13 protein-coding genes are annotated in these 16278 nt (G+C 36.8%); 8 read left to right on the forward strand and 5 right to left on the reverse strand.

Annotation, left to right across the window (positions count from 1 at the left end; all coding sequences use genetic code 11):
* Nucleotides 1–546 precede the first annotated feature (546 nt).
* The 6 genes from ACQV2P_RS01765 to ACQV2P_RS01790 all read left to right on the forward strand — a co-directional run bounded on the left by ACQV2P_RS01765 (nt 547) and on the right by ACQV2P_RS01790 (nt 5990).
* Nucleotides 547–792, forward strand: coding sequence for a hypothetical protein (locus ACQV2P_RS01765; RefSeq protein ID WP_428881916.1), 246 nt, complete (start codon nt 547–549; stop codon nt 790–792).
* A 328-nt stretch (nt 793–1120) separates the two neighbouring features.
* Nucleotides 1121–2053, forward strand: a complete 933-nt coding sequence (locus tag ACQV2P_RS01770) for an NADP-dependent oxidoreductase (protein WP_428894550.1) — start codon at nt 1121–1123, stop codon at nt 2051–2053.
* Nucleotides 2054–2358: 305 nt separating this feature from the next.
* Nucleotides 2359–3081, forward strand: a complete 723-nt coding sequence (locus ACQV2P_RS01775) for a DUF5058 family protein (protein WP_428874153.1) — start codon at nt 2359–2361, stop codon at nt 3079–3081.
* A gap of 10 nt (nt 3082–3091) precedes the next feature.
* Nucleotides 3092–3808, forward strand: a complete 717-nt coding sequence (locus tag ACQV2P_RS01780) for a hypothetical protein (protein WP_428874151.1) — start codon at nt 3092–3094, stop codon at nt 3806–3808.
* Nucleotides 3809–3860: 52 nt separating this feature from the next.
* Nucleotides 3861–5027 (forward strand): amidohydrolase, encoded by a 1167-nt coding sequence (locus ACQV2P_RS01785; RefSeq protein WP_428874150.1) that lies wholly within the window; start codon nt 3861–3863, stop codon nt 5025–5027.
* A gap of 741 nt (nt 5028–5768) precedes the next feature.
* Nucleotides 5769–5990 carry a hypothetical protein gene (locus ACQV2P_RS01790; RefSeq protein WP_428894551.1) on the forward strand — a complete coding sequence of 74 codons (222 nt, stop codon included), beginning with the start codon at nt 5769–5771 and terminating at the stop codon, nt 5988–5990.
* A 530-nt stretch (nt 5991–6520) separates the two neighbouring features.
* Here ACQV2P_RS01790 and ACQV2P_RS01795 read toward each other — a convergent pair.
* From ACQV2P_RS01795 to ACQV2P_RS01810, 4 genes are read right to left on the reverse strand one after another with little or no spacing between them, the layout of a single operon-like run.
* Nucleotides 6521–8263 carry an ABC transporter ATP-binding protein gene (locus tag ACQV2P_RS01795; RefSeq protein ID WP_428874146.1) on the reverse strand — a complete coding sequence of 581 codons (1743 nt, stop codon included), beginning with the start codon at nt 8261–8263 and terminating at the stop codon, nt 6521–6523.
* Entirely contained in the window at nt 8253–10016 is a 1764-nt protein-coding gene (locus ACQV2P_RS01800) for an ABC transporter ATP-binding protein (protein WP_428881910.1), read from the reverse strand. The genes ACQV2P_RS01795 and ACQV2P_RS01800 overlap by 11 nt, the downstream gene beginning before the upstream one ends.
* Nucleotides 10009–10467, reverse strand: a complete 459-nt coding sequence (locus ACQV2P_RS01805) for a MarR family winged helix-turn-helix transcriptional regulator (RefSeq protein ID WP_428874144.1) — start codon at nt 10465–10467, stop codon at nt 10009–10011. Before ACQV2P_RS01805 ends, ACQV2P_RS01800 begins: the two co-directional genes overlap by 8 nt.
* A gap of 59 nt (nt 10468–10526) precedes the next feature.
* A complete protein-coding gene (locus ACQV2P_RS01810) occupies nt 10527–11894 on the reverse strand; it encodes a PLP-dependent aminotransferase family protein (protein WP_428894552.1) in 1368 nt (455 codons plus the stop codon).
* Between the two features lie 84 nt (nt 11895–11978).
* Here ACQV2P_RS01810 and pdxS point away from each other — a divergent pair, with 84 nt between their 5' ends.
* Nucleotides 11979–12839 (forward strand): pyridoxal 5'-phosphate synthase lyase subunit PdxS, encoded by an 861-nt coding sequence (pdxS, locus tag ACQV2P_RS01815; RefSeq protein ID WP_428874142.1) that lies wholly within the window; start codon nt 11979–11981, stop codon nt 12837–12839.
* A gap of 73 nt (nt 12840–12912) precedes the next feature.
* Here the strand turns inward: pdxS and ACQV2P_RS01820 are convergent, their stop codons facing one another.
* Entirely contained in the window at nt 12913–13254 is a 342-nt protein-coding gene (locus ACQV2P_RS01820; RefSeq protein ID WP_428874141.1) for a phage holin family protein, read from the reverse strand.
* A 122-nt stretch (nt 13255–13376) separates the two neighbouring features.
* On the opposite strand from ACQV2P_RS01820, the gene ACQV2P_RS01825 reads away from it, so the two are divergent.
* Nucleotides 13377–16271 (forward strand): insulinase family protein, encoded by a 2895-nt coding sequence (locus tag ACQV2P_RS01825; RefSeq protein WP_428894553.1) that lies wholly within the window; start codon nt 13377–13379, stop codon nt 16269–16271.
* Nucleotides 16272–16278: the final 7 nt, after the last annotated feature.

The raw sequence follows: 16278 nt of genomic DNA on the forward strand, positions 1-16278 counted from the left end.
AAATATTTTTCTGGGGGAATGGGATGCTTTCTACAAAATTGTTTGTTGTTTTCTTAATATTTCTTTTAGTTTTAATGATGGTTGCGATTTATCAATGGTATAAAGAAAAAGATCCTTACAAGAGAACAATTAATAAGCGTATCAGTATTATTTTAATAATAATTAATTTACTCGCTTTTCTTCCTTTTATTGCATATTTGTTTCATAAATTCTAAAAGGAGACCTTATTAAAAAATAAAGGTCGTCTTATTAGGGCAATTGAATGTTAAATAATCTTAAAACAGATTTTTAATCTATGTTTGACCGTTGGGGGGCTCAAGAATTTGAGTCTTCTTAATAGGACGCAGGTATTGTCTAATATAAAGATTTCAACTCAAATCATAAGTAATAGGTTAACCAACTCCATTGTTAGTGTTCGGTCAATAATAAAGAGTGTCATTCAATATCAAGGATCAGTTAGGGCACAAAATAATTAAAATTTAAACCATTAACTATACGTTTTGTTTGCACTCTGTGATATACTATCTTAAAAAGGAGGTTGTTCAAATGATTCATTATACGTCAACAGATTTAGGGACCAATGTTTCAGAAGAAGAAGTGATTAATCAAATCAAACAAGCCACTAAACCTATTCGTTTCACCCATTGGGAAGGGATGGGTACTCCCATTCATAATCAAGAAATTTCGAAAGAAGAAGCCATTGAAATTATAAGAAATGAACACACAACATTGATTACGGAAAATGATAAAATCATTAATGTGCAGACCTTTGAGGCATATAATAGACCCTAATTCTTCAAATCAATGCAGTCTTTAATTGGAACGATTGATGCGACGGTTTAAACAATAAAAGTCTGGTGGTTTAAAAGTTAAATAAATAGGGCTGAGGATAAGACAACTTTATCTTCAGCCCTATTTATTTATCTTACATTAAGTTTTATATAATTCTAAGATTGATTTCATTATTTTACACAAAATTCTGGACAGGATTAAACGCTAGATGCTCAATTTTTTATGGTCTGTAAGCATCCCTTTAGGGGGTTCAAACAGTCCTGTGCTAAACTATTACTAAAGAGAGATGGAATCTTTCCAGTACTAGAAAATAAAAGGAGTGTTTGATATGAAAGCCATTGTTATCAATCAATACGGCGATACCGATCAATTTGTAGAAGCCAATCTACCTAAACCGCAGCTTAAAGACAATCAAGTTTTAATTGAATTGCATGCCACATCCATCAACCGCTTTGATACCAAGGTGCGAAGAGGTGAGATGGCTGAAGTAATTTCTTTTGACTTTCCCATTATTTTGGGACTGGATGCTGCCGGAGTAGTGGTGGAGATAGGTAAAGATGTTACTCAATTCAAAGTGGGGGATGAAGTCTTTGCCAATTCCTCTTTAAAAAGTGGAACCTACACTGAGTATGTGGCGGTTAAGGAGAGTTTAGTTGCCCATAAGCCAAAAAATATAACATTTAAAGAAGCGGCCGCTGTTCCAATGGTGGGTCTAACTGCTTGGCAAGCCATGGTGGAGTTTGGTCGAGTTAAAGAAGGTGACCGCGTGCTGATTCATGCCGGTTCGGGTGGTGTAGGCAGCTTTGCTATTCAAATCGCTAAAAGTTTTGGTGCATATGTTTATTCAACAGCCAGTGGTAAGAATGAAGACATGCTTAAAAAGCTGGGCGTTGATAGCTTCATTAATTATAAAACCACTGATTTTGCTGAGGTGGCTAAAGACTTAGACTTAGTCTTAGATACCTTGGGTGGCGAAACACTAGCTAAAAGTTTGGCTCTCGTAAAGGACGGCGGACGAATTGTTTCTACCGTGGGTCAAGCCGACCAGGAAAAAGCTAAAGCAAGAAACATTACGGTTGAAGCTCTTGCGGCCAAATCGAATGGAAACCACTTAGCCAAACTAGCTGAGTTAATTGAAAAGGGCCAAGTTAAACCTTATATCGGGCATGAATTCCCATTGACGGCTCATGGCTTAAGTGAGGCTCATAAAATCAGTGAAAGCCACCATGCTAAGGGTAAAATAGTGATTGTCATTAAATAAGGCCAATAGCTTTCTTCAAATGGGAGAAGTACAGCTGACGTTGGCATCTCACTGTTTTTTGAGCGATGCTGATGGCAAATAAATATTTTATGAGCGTTGAAATAAAAAATAGCAATTTTGATTCAAAACACCTTAGCAAACTATCAAAAGCAAACGCTATCAATCAGAGTTTTGTTGATTCTGCACAACTATCCGGACTTCGTTTCATGTAATTTATTGTTGTTTTATAAAAGTGTAAATGTTATACTTTATTTACTTTATAAAGCGCTTTAAAGTTAAAATTTTATTAGAAACGGAGAATACACATGAATGAAACAATGCAAATTGCCAATAGTTTGGTGATGTGGATTTTAGCGATTATTATTGTATCAACTGTAATCATTCAATCCTTTATTTTTTATCGTCTTGCAAAGAATCACGTTAAAAACACTAATTTATTAAGTAATGAAGAGGTAAAGAAATCATTTAAAATTGGAATTATAGGAACGATTGGTCCAGCTTTTGCTGTTTTTGCGGTAGCCATCGCCTTAATTTCTCGGATTGGAGGACCAATTACCTTCGCAAGAATAGGAATTATCGGATCGGCTGCTTTTGAAATTATTTCAGCTCAGATAGGTAGTGGGGGAACTGCTGGTACAGCAGAGTTTATGCCTAAGATGTTATCTGCTGCTGCTTGGGTTATGACTTTAGGAGGAGCAGGATGGCTGGTTGTGGTCTTCTTTGCTACTAAAAGAATAGATGGTATCCAAGAAAAAATGAAAAAAGCCAACCCTTTAACCATCGCTTACATGTCTGTCTTTGCACCTTTTATTATCTTTTTCACCCTAGGTTATAAAGAAGTCATCAATAAGGGAATTTTACAAGAAAACTCTTCGATTGCTCCTATGGCGGCATTAATTGCCGGAGGTTTAGCCACTGTTGCTATTAATAAAATCGTTGAAAAAGATCGTTCTAAAAAGTGGTTGAAGGAATGGTCTATGGGTTTTTCAGTTATTGCTGCAATGATTGTTGGAAGCATATTAAGTTAAGGAGAGAAAAATGGAAAATAATAAAAATTTATCAAGTAATTTTCAAAAGTCCATACATTTTTGGGGAAGGGTAACAATCGCAATTGCATTAATTTCAACTTTAATGATTCCCTCCTACTTAACCTTTGTATTAGGTCATTATCCTGACATTGCAGATATCATTTCTGGATTAATTTCGATTGTTGGGTTCGTGGGAGTTATTTGGTTCGTAGAGCCGATATCCTATTTCCCCACTCTTGGTCCAGCGGGTACTTATATGTCATTTTTATCTGGTAATATTGGGAATATGCGTATGCCAGTTATCGCTGCTACACAAGACGCTCTTGATTTAAAACCAGGATCTGAACAGGCTGAAGTAGCTGGGATATTTGCTATTATTTCTTCAACACTTACAAATCTTTTCATCTTGGGCATTGTCATGGTAGCTGGTCAAACGATTATCAATAGCTTACCACCTACCATCTTAGCTTCTTTTGATTTTGCCTTACCAGGAGTATTAGGAGCAATGATGATAACGTTAGGTTCCAAGGTTAAGAAAAATAATTTAATGGTTTTAGTCTTAATTGCTGTAGCAACTATGATTTTCATTAAATTCTCACCAAATTTTTTACCAGAAAGTATATATAAATTAATTTCATCAGCTGATGTAGGTATAGTCGCTTTATTAGGAATTGCTTATTCCTTGTATAGGGCCAAAAATGATGTAGAGTCAAACAATAAGGAATAAAAGATTTTAATTGACATTTTAATAATTAGTTAGATTTTAAGGAGGATAAATAATGAACTTTATTGAGAAAGCCAAAGAATTAGAAACTCAAATAATCGAAACGAGAAGATACTTACATCAGTATCCAGAATTAAGTGAACATGAGTTTGAGACTCAAAAGTATCTTATGAAGCGTTTGGAGGAGTTAGGGATACCTTATGAAAAGGTTGGTATAACTTCTTTGGTTGCCCATATTAAAGGTGGGAAGCCCGGTAAGACGGTTGCATTGCGTTCGGATATTGATGCCTTGCCTATTCTAGAACAATCGGGAGCTGAATACTCTTCTAAAGAAGATGGAAAAATGCACGCTTGTGGGCATGACGGTCATATGTCGATGCTATTAGGTGCTGCAAAAATGTTGACAGATATTAAAGAAGAATTACCAGGAGAAGTTCGCTTATTATTTCAAGAAGCGGAAGAAACCTTTACAGGAGCAAGAAGGGTTGTAGCTGATGGAGGAATGGAGGGTGTCGATGCGGTCTTTGGAATGCATGGTATGCCTATCGAAGTAGGAACATATGACATAACATCTGGTTATCGGATGGCAGGGTGCGATACAATCTACGTGAGCTTTGAAGGGGTTTCTGGACATGGATCCATGCCTCATAAAGCAAAAGATACGATTTTACCTGCTGCAGAGTTTGTGACTCAACTCAATGCAATGATCACTAAATTTGTGAATTCACAGTCTCCGATTGTGCTAACGGTAGGTAAATTTAACGGAGGAACTAAAGCAAACGTTATTTCTAAATATACTAAACTAGATATCTCTATGCGTTATTTACATGAAGAGACAAGAAAAATTATTCATAATAAGATTAAAGATTTGGCTGCTGGCTTAGAAAAAATCTATGATATTTCAATCAATGTTGAAATTGAAGAAAGTACAATTAGTTTGTATAATGATGAAAGAATCACTGAAATTGCTGCTAAAGCAGCTGAAAAAGTTTTTGGACCTGGAAAGAACGTTCACGGCCCAATCATGATGGGATCAGAAGACATGCCATATTACTTCCAAGAAGCACCTGGAGCTTATGCAATGATGGGTTATAGCAATGAAGAGAAAGATACAATTTATTTCCCTCACCATGAAAAATTCAATATTGATGAAGACTATTTGAAGTTTGGTGCAGCCCTACATGCGCAATTCGCATGGGATTTCTTACATATAAGCGAATAGTCTTTTGACTACTACTGAAAGTATGTTTTTAATTTAAGGATACTTATCTTTTTTGGCTCTATGTCAAATAGGGTGGATGGAAGAAAAAACACTTCCTTCCATCCTATTTATTATAGAGCCTCTTTTTTCTAATAAGCCTAATGGTTAGTAGACTTACTGACGATTAGGTTTTTTATTAATTAATTAGGCTATACACATATGTTACAAAACAATGATTATAAGCTAACAGATTTTGATTATAAGGGACTTCCAATTGATACTGAATATAAACGCATAATTGATAAACGCAATGACTATCATTAAATAATTAACTCTCTTCACTTGATAGATGCTTCTCGAACCGGCCTTCTTCAACCTAATGATAAAGAGCTAGCTGAAGCTTATTGTAATTCGGTATAATTACAGGTGGAGCTGACTTGTTCGCATATAAAATTTATGTTCCACAAGTTTACGTGCGATAGAAAGATTTTGTTGAACAGATAATAAAGCGTGAAGAAAAATGTTACACTTCTCTTCTAAAATTACGCTGCTTCAAATTTTTTGATTGTTTTATTAAAGGAGCTATTTCTATGAGAAACACTCAAACTTCAAAAAACTAAGCCGGCTGTTGGAAATGCTTTTAGGGCTAGTTATCCTTTTAAGCATTTGTTCTTCATCTCTTTGTCTATATTTACGAACATGATAACTATACAAGATAGGACTATTAATCAGAAAACACAGGCATTTTCTTCGCTAGAAAAGTTGGAAACCACGCTAATCACTAGCGCAGAGAGCGAACAACATCTAAGTAATTTGCTGAAGGAGCAGACGGCCTTACTCGTTTTAAGAGATAATTATGAAGGTTTTCTAAGGGCTGATTTTGAGGAAGGAGATAAAACTTTTACTATTACTCTTACAGATGAAGATTTCAAAGCTTCAATTAATTTATTAGGGGCAGGCCATCCAGAAGTTTTGCCAGCATAGCAGAAGATGAAGAAAGAACTAAAAGCTGCTTATAATGAAATTGCCAAAGGGTTGGAAGGCGATTACCGCTTCAACTTGGTAAATCCAGCTGCTACAGACGAACAGGTCTGATCAATTTTAATTGTGTATGATATACCGATGAGACATACGAGTAGATAAACTTAAAAGATAAGTAACTTATGCCTTCAATTATTGAAGTTTTTTTAAATACTTAAAATAACTATCAATAAAAAGCGAATTTAATTGGGGTCTTGCTAAAACACAGACAAGATACAATAAGAGGGAATTTCTTAATAAAGATTATAAAAATATTGTGGAGCAGGATGGTTTTGGATCCTTCTTCAAAGCATCCTGACCATCATGCAGTTGGAATCTAGCTTTCTATCGATTTCAGCTTATCAGCTGCTGTAGGGGCTGTCTTGAACTATCATTGTCACTATCAATACTATCACTTTGAATTTAGACGACAAGTGAGCCAATAGCTAAAAAGCTCGCCTGCTAGGGCGAGCTTTTGTGTGAGTAAACTTAGATTAGGCAGCTTCAAACTGACTATTATAGAGGTCGGCGTAGAATCCTTGTGCTTGAATTAATTGGTCATGGTTACCTTGTTCTATAATATTACCATCTTTTAGGACTAAGATTAAATCAGCATTACGAATAGTTGATAAGCGGTGGGCAATGATAAAGGAAGTTCGACCCTCAGTTAATTTATCCATGGCTTCTTGGATAAGCACTTCTGTTCGTGTATCTACTGAAGATGTTGCCTCATCTAGAATTAATAATGGCGCGTCCTTAATGAGCGCACGGGCAATGGTTAGTAATTGTTTTTGCCCAACTGATAGGGTAACTTTTTCATCTAGGATAGTGTCATAAGTATGGGGGAGGGTATTAATAAAATGGTCAATGCCGACAGCTTGACAAGCCGCAATCATTTCAGCTTCTCCCACATCTTTTTTATTAAAGAGTAAGTTTTCACGAATGCTTCCTTCAAATAGCCAAGTATCTTGTAAAACCATAGAGAAGTAATCATGAATTTCACTACGTTTCATTTTTTGGATATTTTTACCGTCTAGACGAATCTCACCCCTATCAATTTCATAAAAGCGCATTAATAAGTTCACAATTGTGGTTTTCCCCGCACCGGTTGGCCCAACAATGGCAATCTTTTTGCCTGGCTTGGCATAGGCAGAGAAGTCGTGAATAATCATTTCTTCAGGATCGTAGCCAAAATGAACATGGTCGAATTCAATTAAACCCTTAACGTCTTCTAATTGACGCGTCTTATGGTTTTCATCTTCTAATTCTGCTTCATTAAGAAAATCAAACACACGAGCCATAGCAGCGCGAGCCTGAGCTAAAGCTTGGCTGGATTGAGCCAACTGTTGAATCGGCCGAGAGAACATCCGAATATACATCATAAAGGCGACAATGACTCCAATCGTTATCTGACCTTCGATTACTAAGGCTGCACCGAAGATACACACCAATACATAACCAAAGTTACCAATAAAAATCATTAAAGGCATGGCAATACCTGAGAGAAATTGGGCTTTCCAAATGCTGCTTTCTAAATCTTCATTAATCGTCCGAAAGGTTTCCTTGGCGAATTCGATGGCATTATATGAACGTACAATAGCATGGCCAGTATACATTTCTTCTATATGGCCGTTAATGTCGGCTAAGTGGTTTTGTTGTTGCTTAAAAAAGCTTCTGGATTTTATCATTAGAAAAATAGTGATTCCAAAACCAACTACAACGGTTGCGATAGAAACAAAGGTCAAAGTAACATCTGTGCGAAACATCATAATAAGTGTTCCGATTAACATAGTGGTAGCAGAAACAAGGGTAGACATACTTTGGTTGAGTGTTTGTCCTAAAGTGTCTAAGTCATTGGTCACTCGTGACAGGGTATCGCCTTGCGAATGTTGGTCAAAATAATTAAGAGGCATGCGGTTGACCTTGTGACCAATCCCTTCACGCAAATTTTGCGTTAAACGTTGTGAGATAGTTGCCATGATAAAGGAAGCACCGTAGTTGGCAACAGCCCCCAAAGCAAATAACATAGCTAAATAAGTGGCTTGTTGACTGATCTTTTCTAAATTCATTTCATTCATCATGCCTTGAGCAATTAAGTCGGTAATTTGGCGAATTCGATCCGGTCCGATTACTGAAATATAAGAACCAGCTATTGAGAAAAGAAGAGCCAATGCAAAGATTAGACGGAAGCCCTTGCTATAGGTTCTTAAAGTAACAGTTTTATCTTTATTTTCCATTGTCAAGTTCCTCCTTGTTTAATTGTGAATAAGCGATTTCTTGATAGATTTTGTTGGATGTTAATAATTCTTGGTGGGTTCCTTTACCAACAATTCGTCCCTTTTCTATGACCATAATCAAATCAGCATCCATGATGGTTGAAATTCTTTGACCGACAATGACTTTAGTCATTTCTTTGGTTTTTTCAGCTAGAATGTGGCGCAATTTACGATCGGTTTGATAGTCAAGGGCTGAGAAGGAATCATCAAAGATAAGAATTTGCGGTTTTCGACCGATAGCTCGGGCGATGGCTAAACGTTGCTTTTGCCCACCTGAGAAGTTGGTACCGTCTTGAGCTACATAACTTTGTAATTGTTCTTCTTTTTCAGTGACGAAATCTTTTGCTTGGGCGATATCGATGGCCTCCCATATTTCGGCTTCACTGAGTGGGCTTTGGCTGGAATCGCCAAAAGCAATATTAGATTCAATGCTTCCTGAAAATAAGACAGACCTTTGGGGGACATAGCCAATAATTTCGTTTAGGCGTTCACGAGGATAGTCTTTGATCGAATTGCCATTAATCAAAATTTCTCCTTCAGTGGTATCGAATAAACGTGGAATCAAGTTGATCAAGGTGGATTTACCAGATCCAGTTGACCCGATAAAGGCGAGGGTTTGACCAGCTTTTGCTTCAAAGGATATATCCTCCAGTACAGGCTTAGAAGCACCTGGATAAGTAAAGCTAACATCTTGGAATACCAGCGACCCTTTATCTTTTTCTTGTGGGGCATTTTCTGGATAGATGAGACTCGATTTAGTATCTAGTACTTCACCGACTCTTTTAGCAGAAACCATGGTACGAGGCGTTATAATGAAGATCATAGTCATCATCATAAAACCAATCACTACTTGCATGGCATAAGATGAAAAGACAATCATATCTGAAAAAAGAACGATTTTTTCTTGAAAGGCAGCAGCTGCAATCAAATAGGCGCCTACCCAATAAACTCCTAAAGTCAAACCGTTAGAAACAAGCATCATTAGAGGGTTCATAAAACTCATTGTTCGGTAAATGACTAAGTTTAAACCGGTTAGTTCTTGGTTAGCGTCTGAGAATTTTTCGGTTTGATAGTCTTCCGCATTATAAGCACGAATTACGCGCATACCGGATAGGGTTTCTCGCATGATACGGTTCAAGCGGTCGGTTAAGCTTTGGACTAACTTTTGTCTAGGTAAAACGATGGATAAGAGGATAATAATGGTTGTTAACATTAAGCCAACAGCAGTAAAGGTTACCCACATCCATTCCACATTTTTTGTAGAAATTTTACCAACAGCTAAAATAGCCATCATCGGTCCTCTAACAATAATTTGTAGGCCCATAGCCAAGAAGACTTGAATTTGAACGATGTCATTGGTTGTTCGCGTTAATAAGCTAGGAATGGAGAAATCTTGCAATTCTTTTGTTGAGTAATCCATAACAGAATCAAAAACGTCACGTCTCAATCCCGAGGCAAAACTAGCTGCCACTCGTGCTGATAGGAAGACAACTATCAGCGATAAGACGAGACCAATAATCGATAGACCAACCATCTTAGATCCTGGATGATAGAGATCTGAAACAGCTACTCCCGGATTTTGCAGTCTTTGTGTAATTTCTGACATATAGCCAGGTACTTGCAATTCAATCCAAACGCTAGCAATGATTAAGATAATAGCAGTTATCATCGTGGCTACTTGTTTAGCGGTTAGTCTTTTAAATATTTTAAGCATGAGTATCCTCCTTTTGATCCAATAATTTATTGGCCCTTATAATATTTTGGTCTATTCGTAGAAAAATTTTATGCAAGCAATTAATTTCTTCTTGTGAGATTCCATTCAGAAGGGTTTGTTTGATCATGATAATAAACGCTTCAATTTTACTCGATTTTTCAAGACCTAATTTTGTTAATTGTATGACTTTATGACGTTTATCTTCCGCATAGGGAAAAGTTTCAATAAAACCATTACGTTTCATCCGTTGAATTAAATGGCTGGCCACAGATTTAGAAATGTTTAAGTGGTCTTCAATATCCTTTTGAAAAACGTCTGAGTCTTGATGGCAGTATAGGTACATAATAGTGTGTCCTTGTGGACCGTCTAAATGTTGTATATCATAATCATTTGCATAACGCATTTTAAGTTGTTCGGCCTGGTGGATTGTATGTTTTAAATGATAGAGCATGGAAGTCTCCTTTCATATTAGTTACCATGAGAACTATTTTAAAGCAATCCTTTCCAATGTCAATCATTATGATCTGAAAGCTCTCTCTTTTTAAGATTTAATATTTCCTCCAAAAGCTTCATTCCGGCTTCTAATTCATTAAAATCAGCTCTAGCATATCCAACTACTAAACTAGCGGGTCTTCTTTTTTTATTTAATTCATAGTCTGCTAAAGGGGATAGAGCCATGCTGTTTTTTTTTGCTATCTCAACAATTTTACTTTCACTAAGAGTAGTAGCGTGAATTTCCAATAATAGGTGGAGCCCCGCGTTTGTACCAACAATTTTGAGATTATCGAAGTTTTTAGCCCATTCTTCTAATAATTGTCTTTTCTTAGCATATTTTCGTCGCATGCGGTTAACATGACGCGTAAAATGTCCACCAGCCATGAATTGTGCTAAGACATTTTGGGTCAATCGTGGAACGGGACAAGAAAAATAATAAGGGTATTCTTTAAATTTTTGTAAGAGCGAGTCTGGTAAAAGTATAAAAGATATTCTTAAAGCGGGACTAATTAATGATGAAAAAGACTGTAAGTAGATAACATGGTCATGTGAGTCGATCGCCTTTAAAGGGGGAATAGGCTTACCTTGATAGCGAAATTCACCATTATATTCATCTTCAATTATCCATTTATCGTCTTGATTGGCCCACTCTAATAGTTCTTGTTTGCGTCCGATTGTCATAATCGAGCCCGTCGGAAACTGGTAAGAGGGGGTAACATAGAGTAAGTCCATTTCTTTTTTATCAGTGGGACTAGGATTTGCACCTTCTTGATCTAATTCAATCGGTATCTGTTCAATTTGATTGGCTTTTAAAAAATCACCCCAACGATGAAAACCAGGATCTTCAACACCGATTTTAGCCTTACCAATCAATTTAACTAAGAGTAAAAGTAAGTTTTCAGTTGAGGAGCCAATAATAATGTGACTAGGAGAAGCCTTAATTCCTTTGGCATTCCATAAGTAGGTAGCAATCGTTTCACGTAAATGATGTTCACCGAGTTTAGAGCCTTTTTCAGTCAAATATCTTGCATCTTGATTGAGACACTCCATAGTAATTTTTTTCCAAGTGGCTACTGGAAATTCAGGATCCACTCCCTTGTAACGCCAATCAATAGCTGGCTGACTTTCTGTTTCTATTTCACTTAGCTGCCATTGATTGGGTTCTTTTAAACTTAACTTTTGGCTGAGAACGAAATATCCCTTTCGCTGAATAGCTTCAATATAGCCTTCTGCGGCTAACTGATCCAAACTAGCTGTTATAGTATTAAGGCTGACCCCACGGTCTTTAGCCATTTGTCTTTTACTAGCTAGCTTTTCACCGGGATTTAATTGACCTTGTAGGATTCTTTGTTTGATTTCATTATATAATTGTAAGTATAACAATCTGGTACCCTCACATTCTTTTGTTTTGGTACTTTATATAGTACCAAAATCTTTTATCATATAGCTATAGAAGGGAATGATTTTATGTCTAAAGAAATTATTGATCCAAAAACTTTTGTCGGTGGCGTGATTATGGATGTTATGAATCCAGAGCAAGCTAAAATTGCTGAAGCGGCGGGTGCAGTGGCTGTTATGGCTCTAGAACGTATTCCAGCAGATATTCGTCAAGCAGGTGGCGTTAGCCGGATGTCCGATCCAGCCTTAATCAAGTCGATTCAAGAAGCTGTTTCTATCCCGGTTATGGCTAAAGTGCGTATTGGTCATTTTGTCGAAGCGCAAATCTTACAAGCTATTGACGTTGATTTTATTGATGAATCTGAAGTTTTATCACCAGCTGATAATGACCATCATATAAATAAGACAAATTTCCAAATACCTTTTGTATGTGGAGCTAGAAATATTGGCGAAGCTCTCCGTCGTATTCAAGAAGGAGCTTCCATGATTCGGACCAAAGGAGAAGCGGGAACAGGAGATGTGGTTCAAGCTGTGACCCATATGCGGTCGATCCAAGCGGGCATTAAACGTATTCAAGCCATGGATGAAGATGAACTATATGTCGAAGCCCGTGACTTAAAGGTACCTTATGATTTACTTAAAAAAGTGCATGAAACGGGTGAATTGCCAGTAGTTAACTTTTCTGCTGGTGGGGTAGCGACTCCTGCCGATGCAGCTTTAATGATGCAATTAGGTGCTCAAGGGGTCTTTGTTGGGTCTGGTATTTTCAAATCAGGTAACCCTGAAAAAAGAGCCAAAGCAATTGTTCGAGCTGTTGAAAATTATCAAGATCCTAAAGTCATCGCCGAAGTGTCAGAAGATTTGGGTGAAGCCATGGTCGGCTTGAACCCAGATGAAGTCGAAGTGATTATGGCTAATCGCGGTAACTAATCGAAAAGATACATACTTCAAAAAAGACAAGGTCTGCCATGGCAAACCTTGTCTTTTTGTTTTTAAAATGGAACTAGATTCTATTGTGTTTTATATCTTCGTTCTGATTGAAAGTAGAGAAGAGGCTAATAACGATTGACAGTAAAGCTGCGTACCAGAAGTTTTCAACTTGAATACCATCCAACATACTGTCTACTAATTGAATCATAAAAGCATTAATAGCAAGGTTGAAGAAACCAAAGGTCAGTAAATTAATGGCACAGCCTGCAAACTTTAATAAACGTCCTAGAGTTCCACTTACTAATCCCAATAAAATAGAAAAAATAATGACAGACAATAAACTAGTGACAACAATCCCAGGGATTATGTAACTTAAAACAAGAACCACTAAAGTTGTTGTTAAAATATTTTTCATTCAATCACTCCTTTTATAATATTATAGCAGAAATTATTGCTTCGAAATACTTCTAAATTCTTTTAAAGGGCTTACAATTATGCCATAATGAGAAAGTAAACAATTAATTAGGAGGTCATATAATGACATTTAACAAAATAGAAAGTCAAAACATTCCAGATATTCACTCGGTGGGACATTTATATGTCCATGAAGAAACGGGGGCTCAAGTTCTATATCTCGAAAATGAAGATAAGAATAAATCTTTCACCATTGGCTTTAAAACACCGCCATATAGTGACAATGGAATTACGCATATTATCGAACATTCAGTTCTCAATGGGTCTAAAAAATATCCGTCTAAAGAACCTTTCGTAGAGATTATCAAAGGATCGATGAATACCTTTGTAAACGCTATGACTTTTGCCGATAAAACCATTTATCCTGTCGCTTCAACGAATGACCAAGACTTTAGCAACTTGATGAGCGTTTATTTAGATGCCGTTTTCGAACCGAATTTCCGTCAAAATCCGCAAATTTTAGCGCAAGAGGGTTGGCATTATCATTTAGAAAAGGCTGAGGATGAGCTGATTTATAAAGGGGTCGTCTATAATGAAATGAAAGGGGCAATGGCTTCACCGGATGATCAAATGTATCATGCCATGAGTCAATCCTTATATCCAGACTCTATTTATCAATATGAATCAGGTGGTCTACCATCAGCTATTACAGATTTAACCCAAAAAGAATTTGTGGACTACCATCAAGAATATTACCATCCAAGCAATTCATTAACCGTTCTTTATGGTGACTTAGATATTAACCATGCTTTTGAGAGGTTAGAAGAATACTTTTCAGGAAAAGGCAAAACACCAGCTGTAGATTTAAAATTTAATATCCAAGAGCCAAGTCAAAAAGAAATTAATAAACACTATTCGATCACTGAAGGAGATGACCCAGCTGACAAAGACTATCTATGTTTAGCTTGGCATGTTTCGACTGCTGACAGATTACTAGAAGCCATGGCCTTTGAAATTTTGGAAGAAATTTTATTCGGTAATAACCAGTCTCCTTTGAAGAAAGCACTCCTTGATGCGGAAATAGGTGGCGACATCAGTGGAGGTCATGATTTACCTGGTTATACTGAAGTTTTTATGATTCTAGCTAAGTACTCGTCTGCTAATAAGATGGAGGACTTTAAAAAGGTTGTTAAAGAAACCTTAGCTAAATTGGTTGATGAAGGAATTGATCCAGCAATTATTCAAGCTTCCATTAATAAAATTAGCTTCCGTTTGAAAGAAAGAGTCATTTCAGAATCACGTCCTCGCGGCCTTTTTTATACCTTATCGGCTTACCAAACCTGGTTGTACGACTTTTCACCTTTTGACATTCTTTCCTTCTCTGAGAGGTTAACAGAATTGCGAAAGCTTGCCAAAGAGGGCTACTTTGAAAAATTAATTGAAGAAAAATTGTTAAACAATAACCACCGTGTGGCAATCACGCTTGAGGCAAGTCCAGGACTAAGTGATCAAAAAGAAGCCAAGCAAGATCAAGAACTACAAGCATACAAGTCTCAACTCTCACAACAAGAGGTAGAAGATTTGGTAGCTTCCACTCAAGCCTTAATTGAACGTCAAGTATCGGTCGATAAACCAGAAGATTTAGCTAAAATCCCTATGTTAACTAAGGAAGACTTAACAACAGAAACAGAAGAATTACCTTTGACAATTAATCCGCTTGAAAAGAGTCAAGGTAAGTTTTATCATGCAGACCAATTCACCTCAGGCATTGATTACTTATCGCTTTATTGGGATATTCGTGATCTTGAAGTCGAAGAATACTCACGCCTTTCATTATTAGCCAAGTTGATGTCAGGCCTTGCTACAAAAAACTATTCTTCTGATCAATTACAACAGCAAATGGATACCCACACCGGTGGCATCTTAGCCTCAGTAGATATCGTTCCCAAATTAGACGGTAGTATTCAAACCTATTTTGCCTTAAATGGAAAAGCACTGGAAGCTTCATCCGATCATTTGATCGACTTAATGCAAGAAATTATGACTTCGACCTTGATTGAAGATCAGCAAGAAATCTTACGCATCATCCAAGAATTAATTGCCGGTTTTGAAAACCGTATAAACTTTGGGGCTCATGTTTTAGCCCTTAAACGCGCACTGAGCCAGTATAAGCCAGCTCTTAAATTAGAACAAATGACTTCAGGCATTGATTTCTTTAATTATTTAAAAGAATGCCGTGACTTACTCAAAGAAGGAAAAGGCGATCGATTATTAGACCAATTAAAGACTAGCTATCAAAAAATTCTTAACTTTAACCGTCTAAACATTTTATATACCGGTAATCAAGAGCGAGCAAGTTTGGTTAAAAATAAGGTGCTTAAAGCGTTTAATCAGCTTCCATCAAAAGATTTAGGACCTTTGCAAACTTATCCAAGTGGCAAGAAACAAAATGAAGCCTTTGTCACCGCTCAAGATGTCAACTATGTTGGTCTTGCGGCTGATGCTAGTGACCACCTACAGTATTCAGGTGCTTCTAAGGTCCTGAGCAATGAATTGAATTTAGGCTATCTTTGGAATACCATTCGTGTACAAGGTGGAGCCTACGGTTCTGGTTATGGTCATGATCGGTTAGGTTCTTTATATATGATGTCCTATCGTGATCCTAATATCCGCCAATCAGTAGAAAGTTATTTAGCGATTCCTGCTTATGTGCGCCAATTAGAGCTTTCAGAAAGCGAGCTACTTAAGAATATCATTGGCAGTCTTTCACCATTAGAACGTCCTAAATCAGCACACGAAAAAGGAGTAGAAGCCTTCACCTTGCATTTAACTGGCTTAGATTATCGAATGATTAGTCAGTTAAAAGAAGAGATGATTGCAGTAACGAATGAGCAACTAAATGATTTAGCAGATGGATTAGAAAACGCACTTCAAGATTACACTTTAGCAGTTATTGGTAATAAGGCGAAAATTGAAAAAGATAAAGACTTATTCGATGTAATCTATGAATTATACTAAGCTATTT

This window comes from Facklamia sp. P12932, from assembly GCF_050409545.1.
Classification (GTDB): Bacteria; Bacillota; Bacilli; order Lactobacillales; family Aerococcaceae; genus Facklamia.

What these genes read in the sequence shown, in the direction of transcription:
- ACQV2P_RS01785 (WP_428874150.1), top strand. Translation starts at nt 3,861, where the DNA reads ATGAACTTTATTGAGAAAGCCAAAGAATTAGAAACTCAAATAATCGAA.
- ACQV2P_RS01825 (WP_428894553.1), top strand. Translation starts at nt 13,377, where the DNA reads ATGACATTTAACAAAATAGAAAGTCAAAACATTCCAGATATTCACTCG.
- ACQV2P_RS01770 (WP_428894550.1), top strand. Translation starts at nt 1,121, where the DNA reads ATGAAAGCCATTGTTATCAATCAATACGGCGATACCGATCAATTTGTA.
- pdxS (WP_428874142.1), top strand. Translation starts at nt 11,979, where the DNA reads ATGTCTAAAGAAATTATTGATCCAAAAACTTTTGTCGGTGGCGTGATT.
- ACQV2P_RS01800 (WP_428881910.1), bottom strand. Translation starts at nt 10,016, where the DNA reads ATGCTTAAAATATTTAAAAGACTAACCGCTAAACAAGTAGCCACGATG.
- ACQV2P_RS01805 (WP_428874144.1), bottom strand. Translation starts at nt 10,467, where the DNA reads ATGCTCTATCATTTAAAACATACAATCCACCAGGCCGAACAACTTAAA.
- ACQV2P_RS01775 (WP_428874153.1), top strand. Translation starts at nt 2,359, where the DNA reads ATGAATGAAACAATGCAAATTGCCAATAGTTTGGTGATGTGGATTTTA.
- ACQV2P_RS01795 (WP_428874146.1), bottom strand. Translation starts at nt 8,263, where the DNA reads ATGGAAAATAAAGATAAAACTGTTACTTTAAGAACCTATAGCAAGGGC.
- ACQV2P_RS01820 (WP_428874141.1), bottom strand. Translation starts at nt 13,254, where the DNA reads ATGAAAAATATTTTAACAACAACTTTAGTGGTTCTTGTTTTAAGTTAC.
- ACQV2P_RS01765 (WP_428881916.1), top strand. Translation starts at nt 547, where the DNA reads ATGATTCATTATACGTCAACAGATTTAGGGACCAATGTTTCAGAAGAA.
- ACQV2P_RS01780 (WP_428874151.1), top strand. Translation starts at nt 3,092, where the DNA reads ATGGAAAATAATAAAAATTTATCAAGTAATTTTCAAAAGTCCATACAT.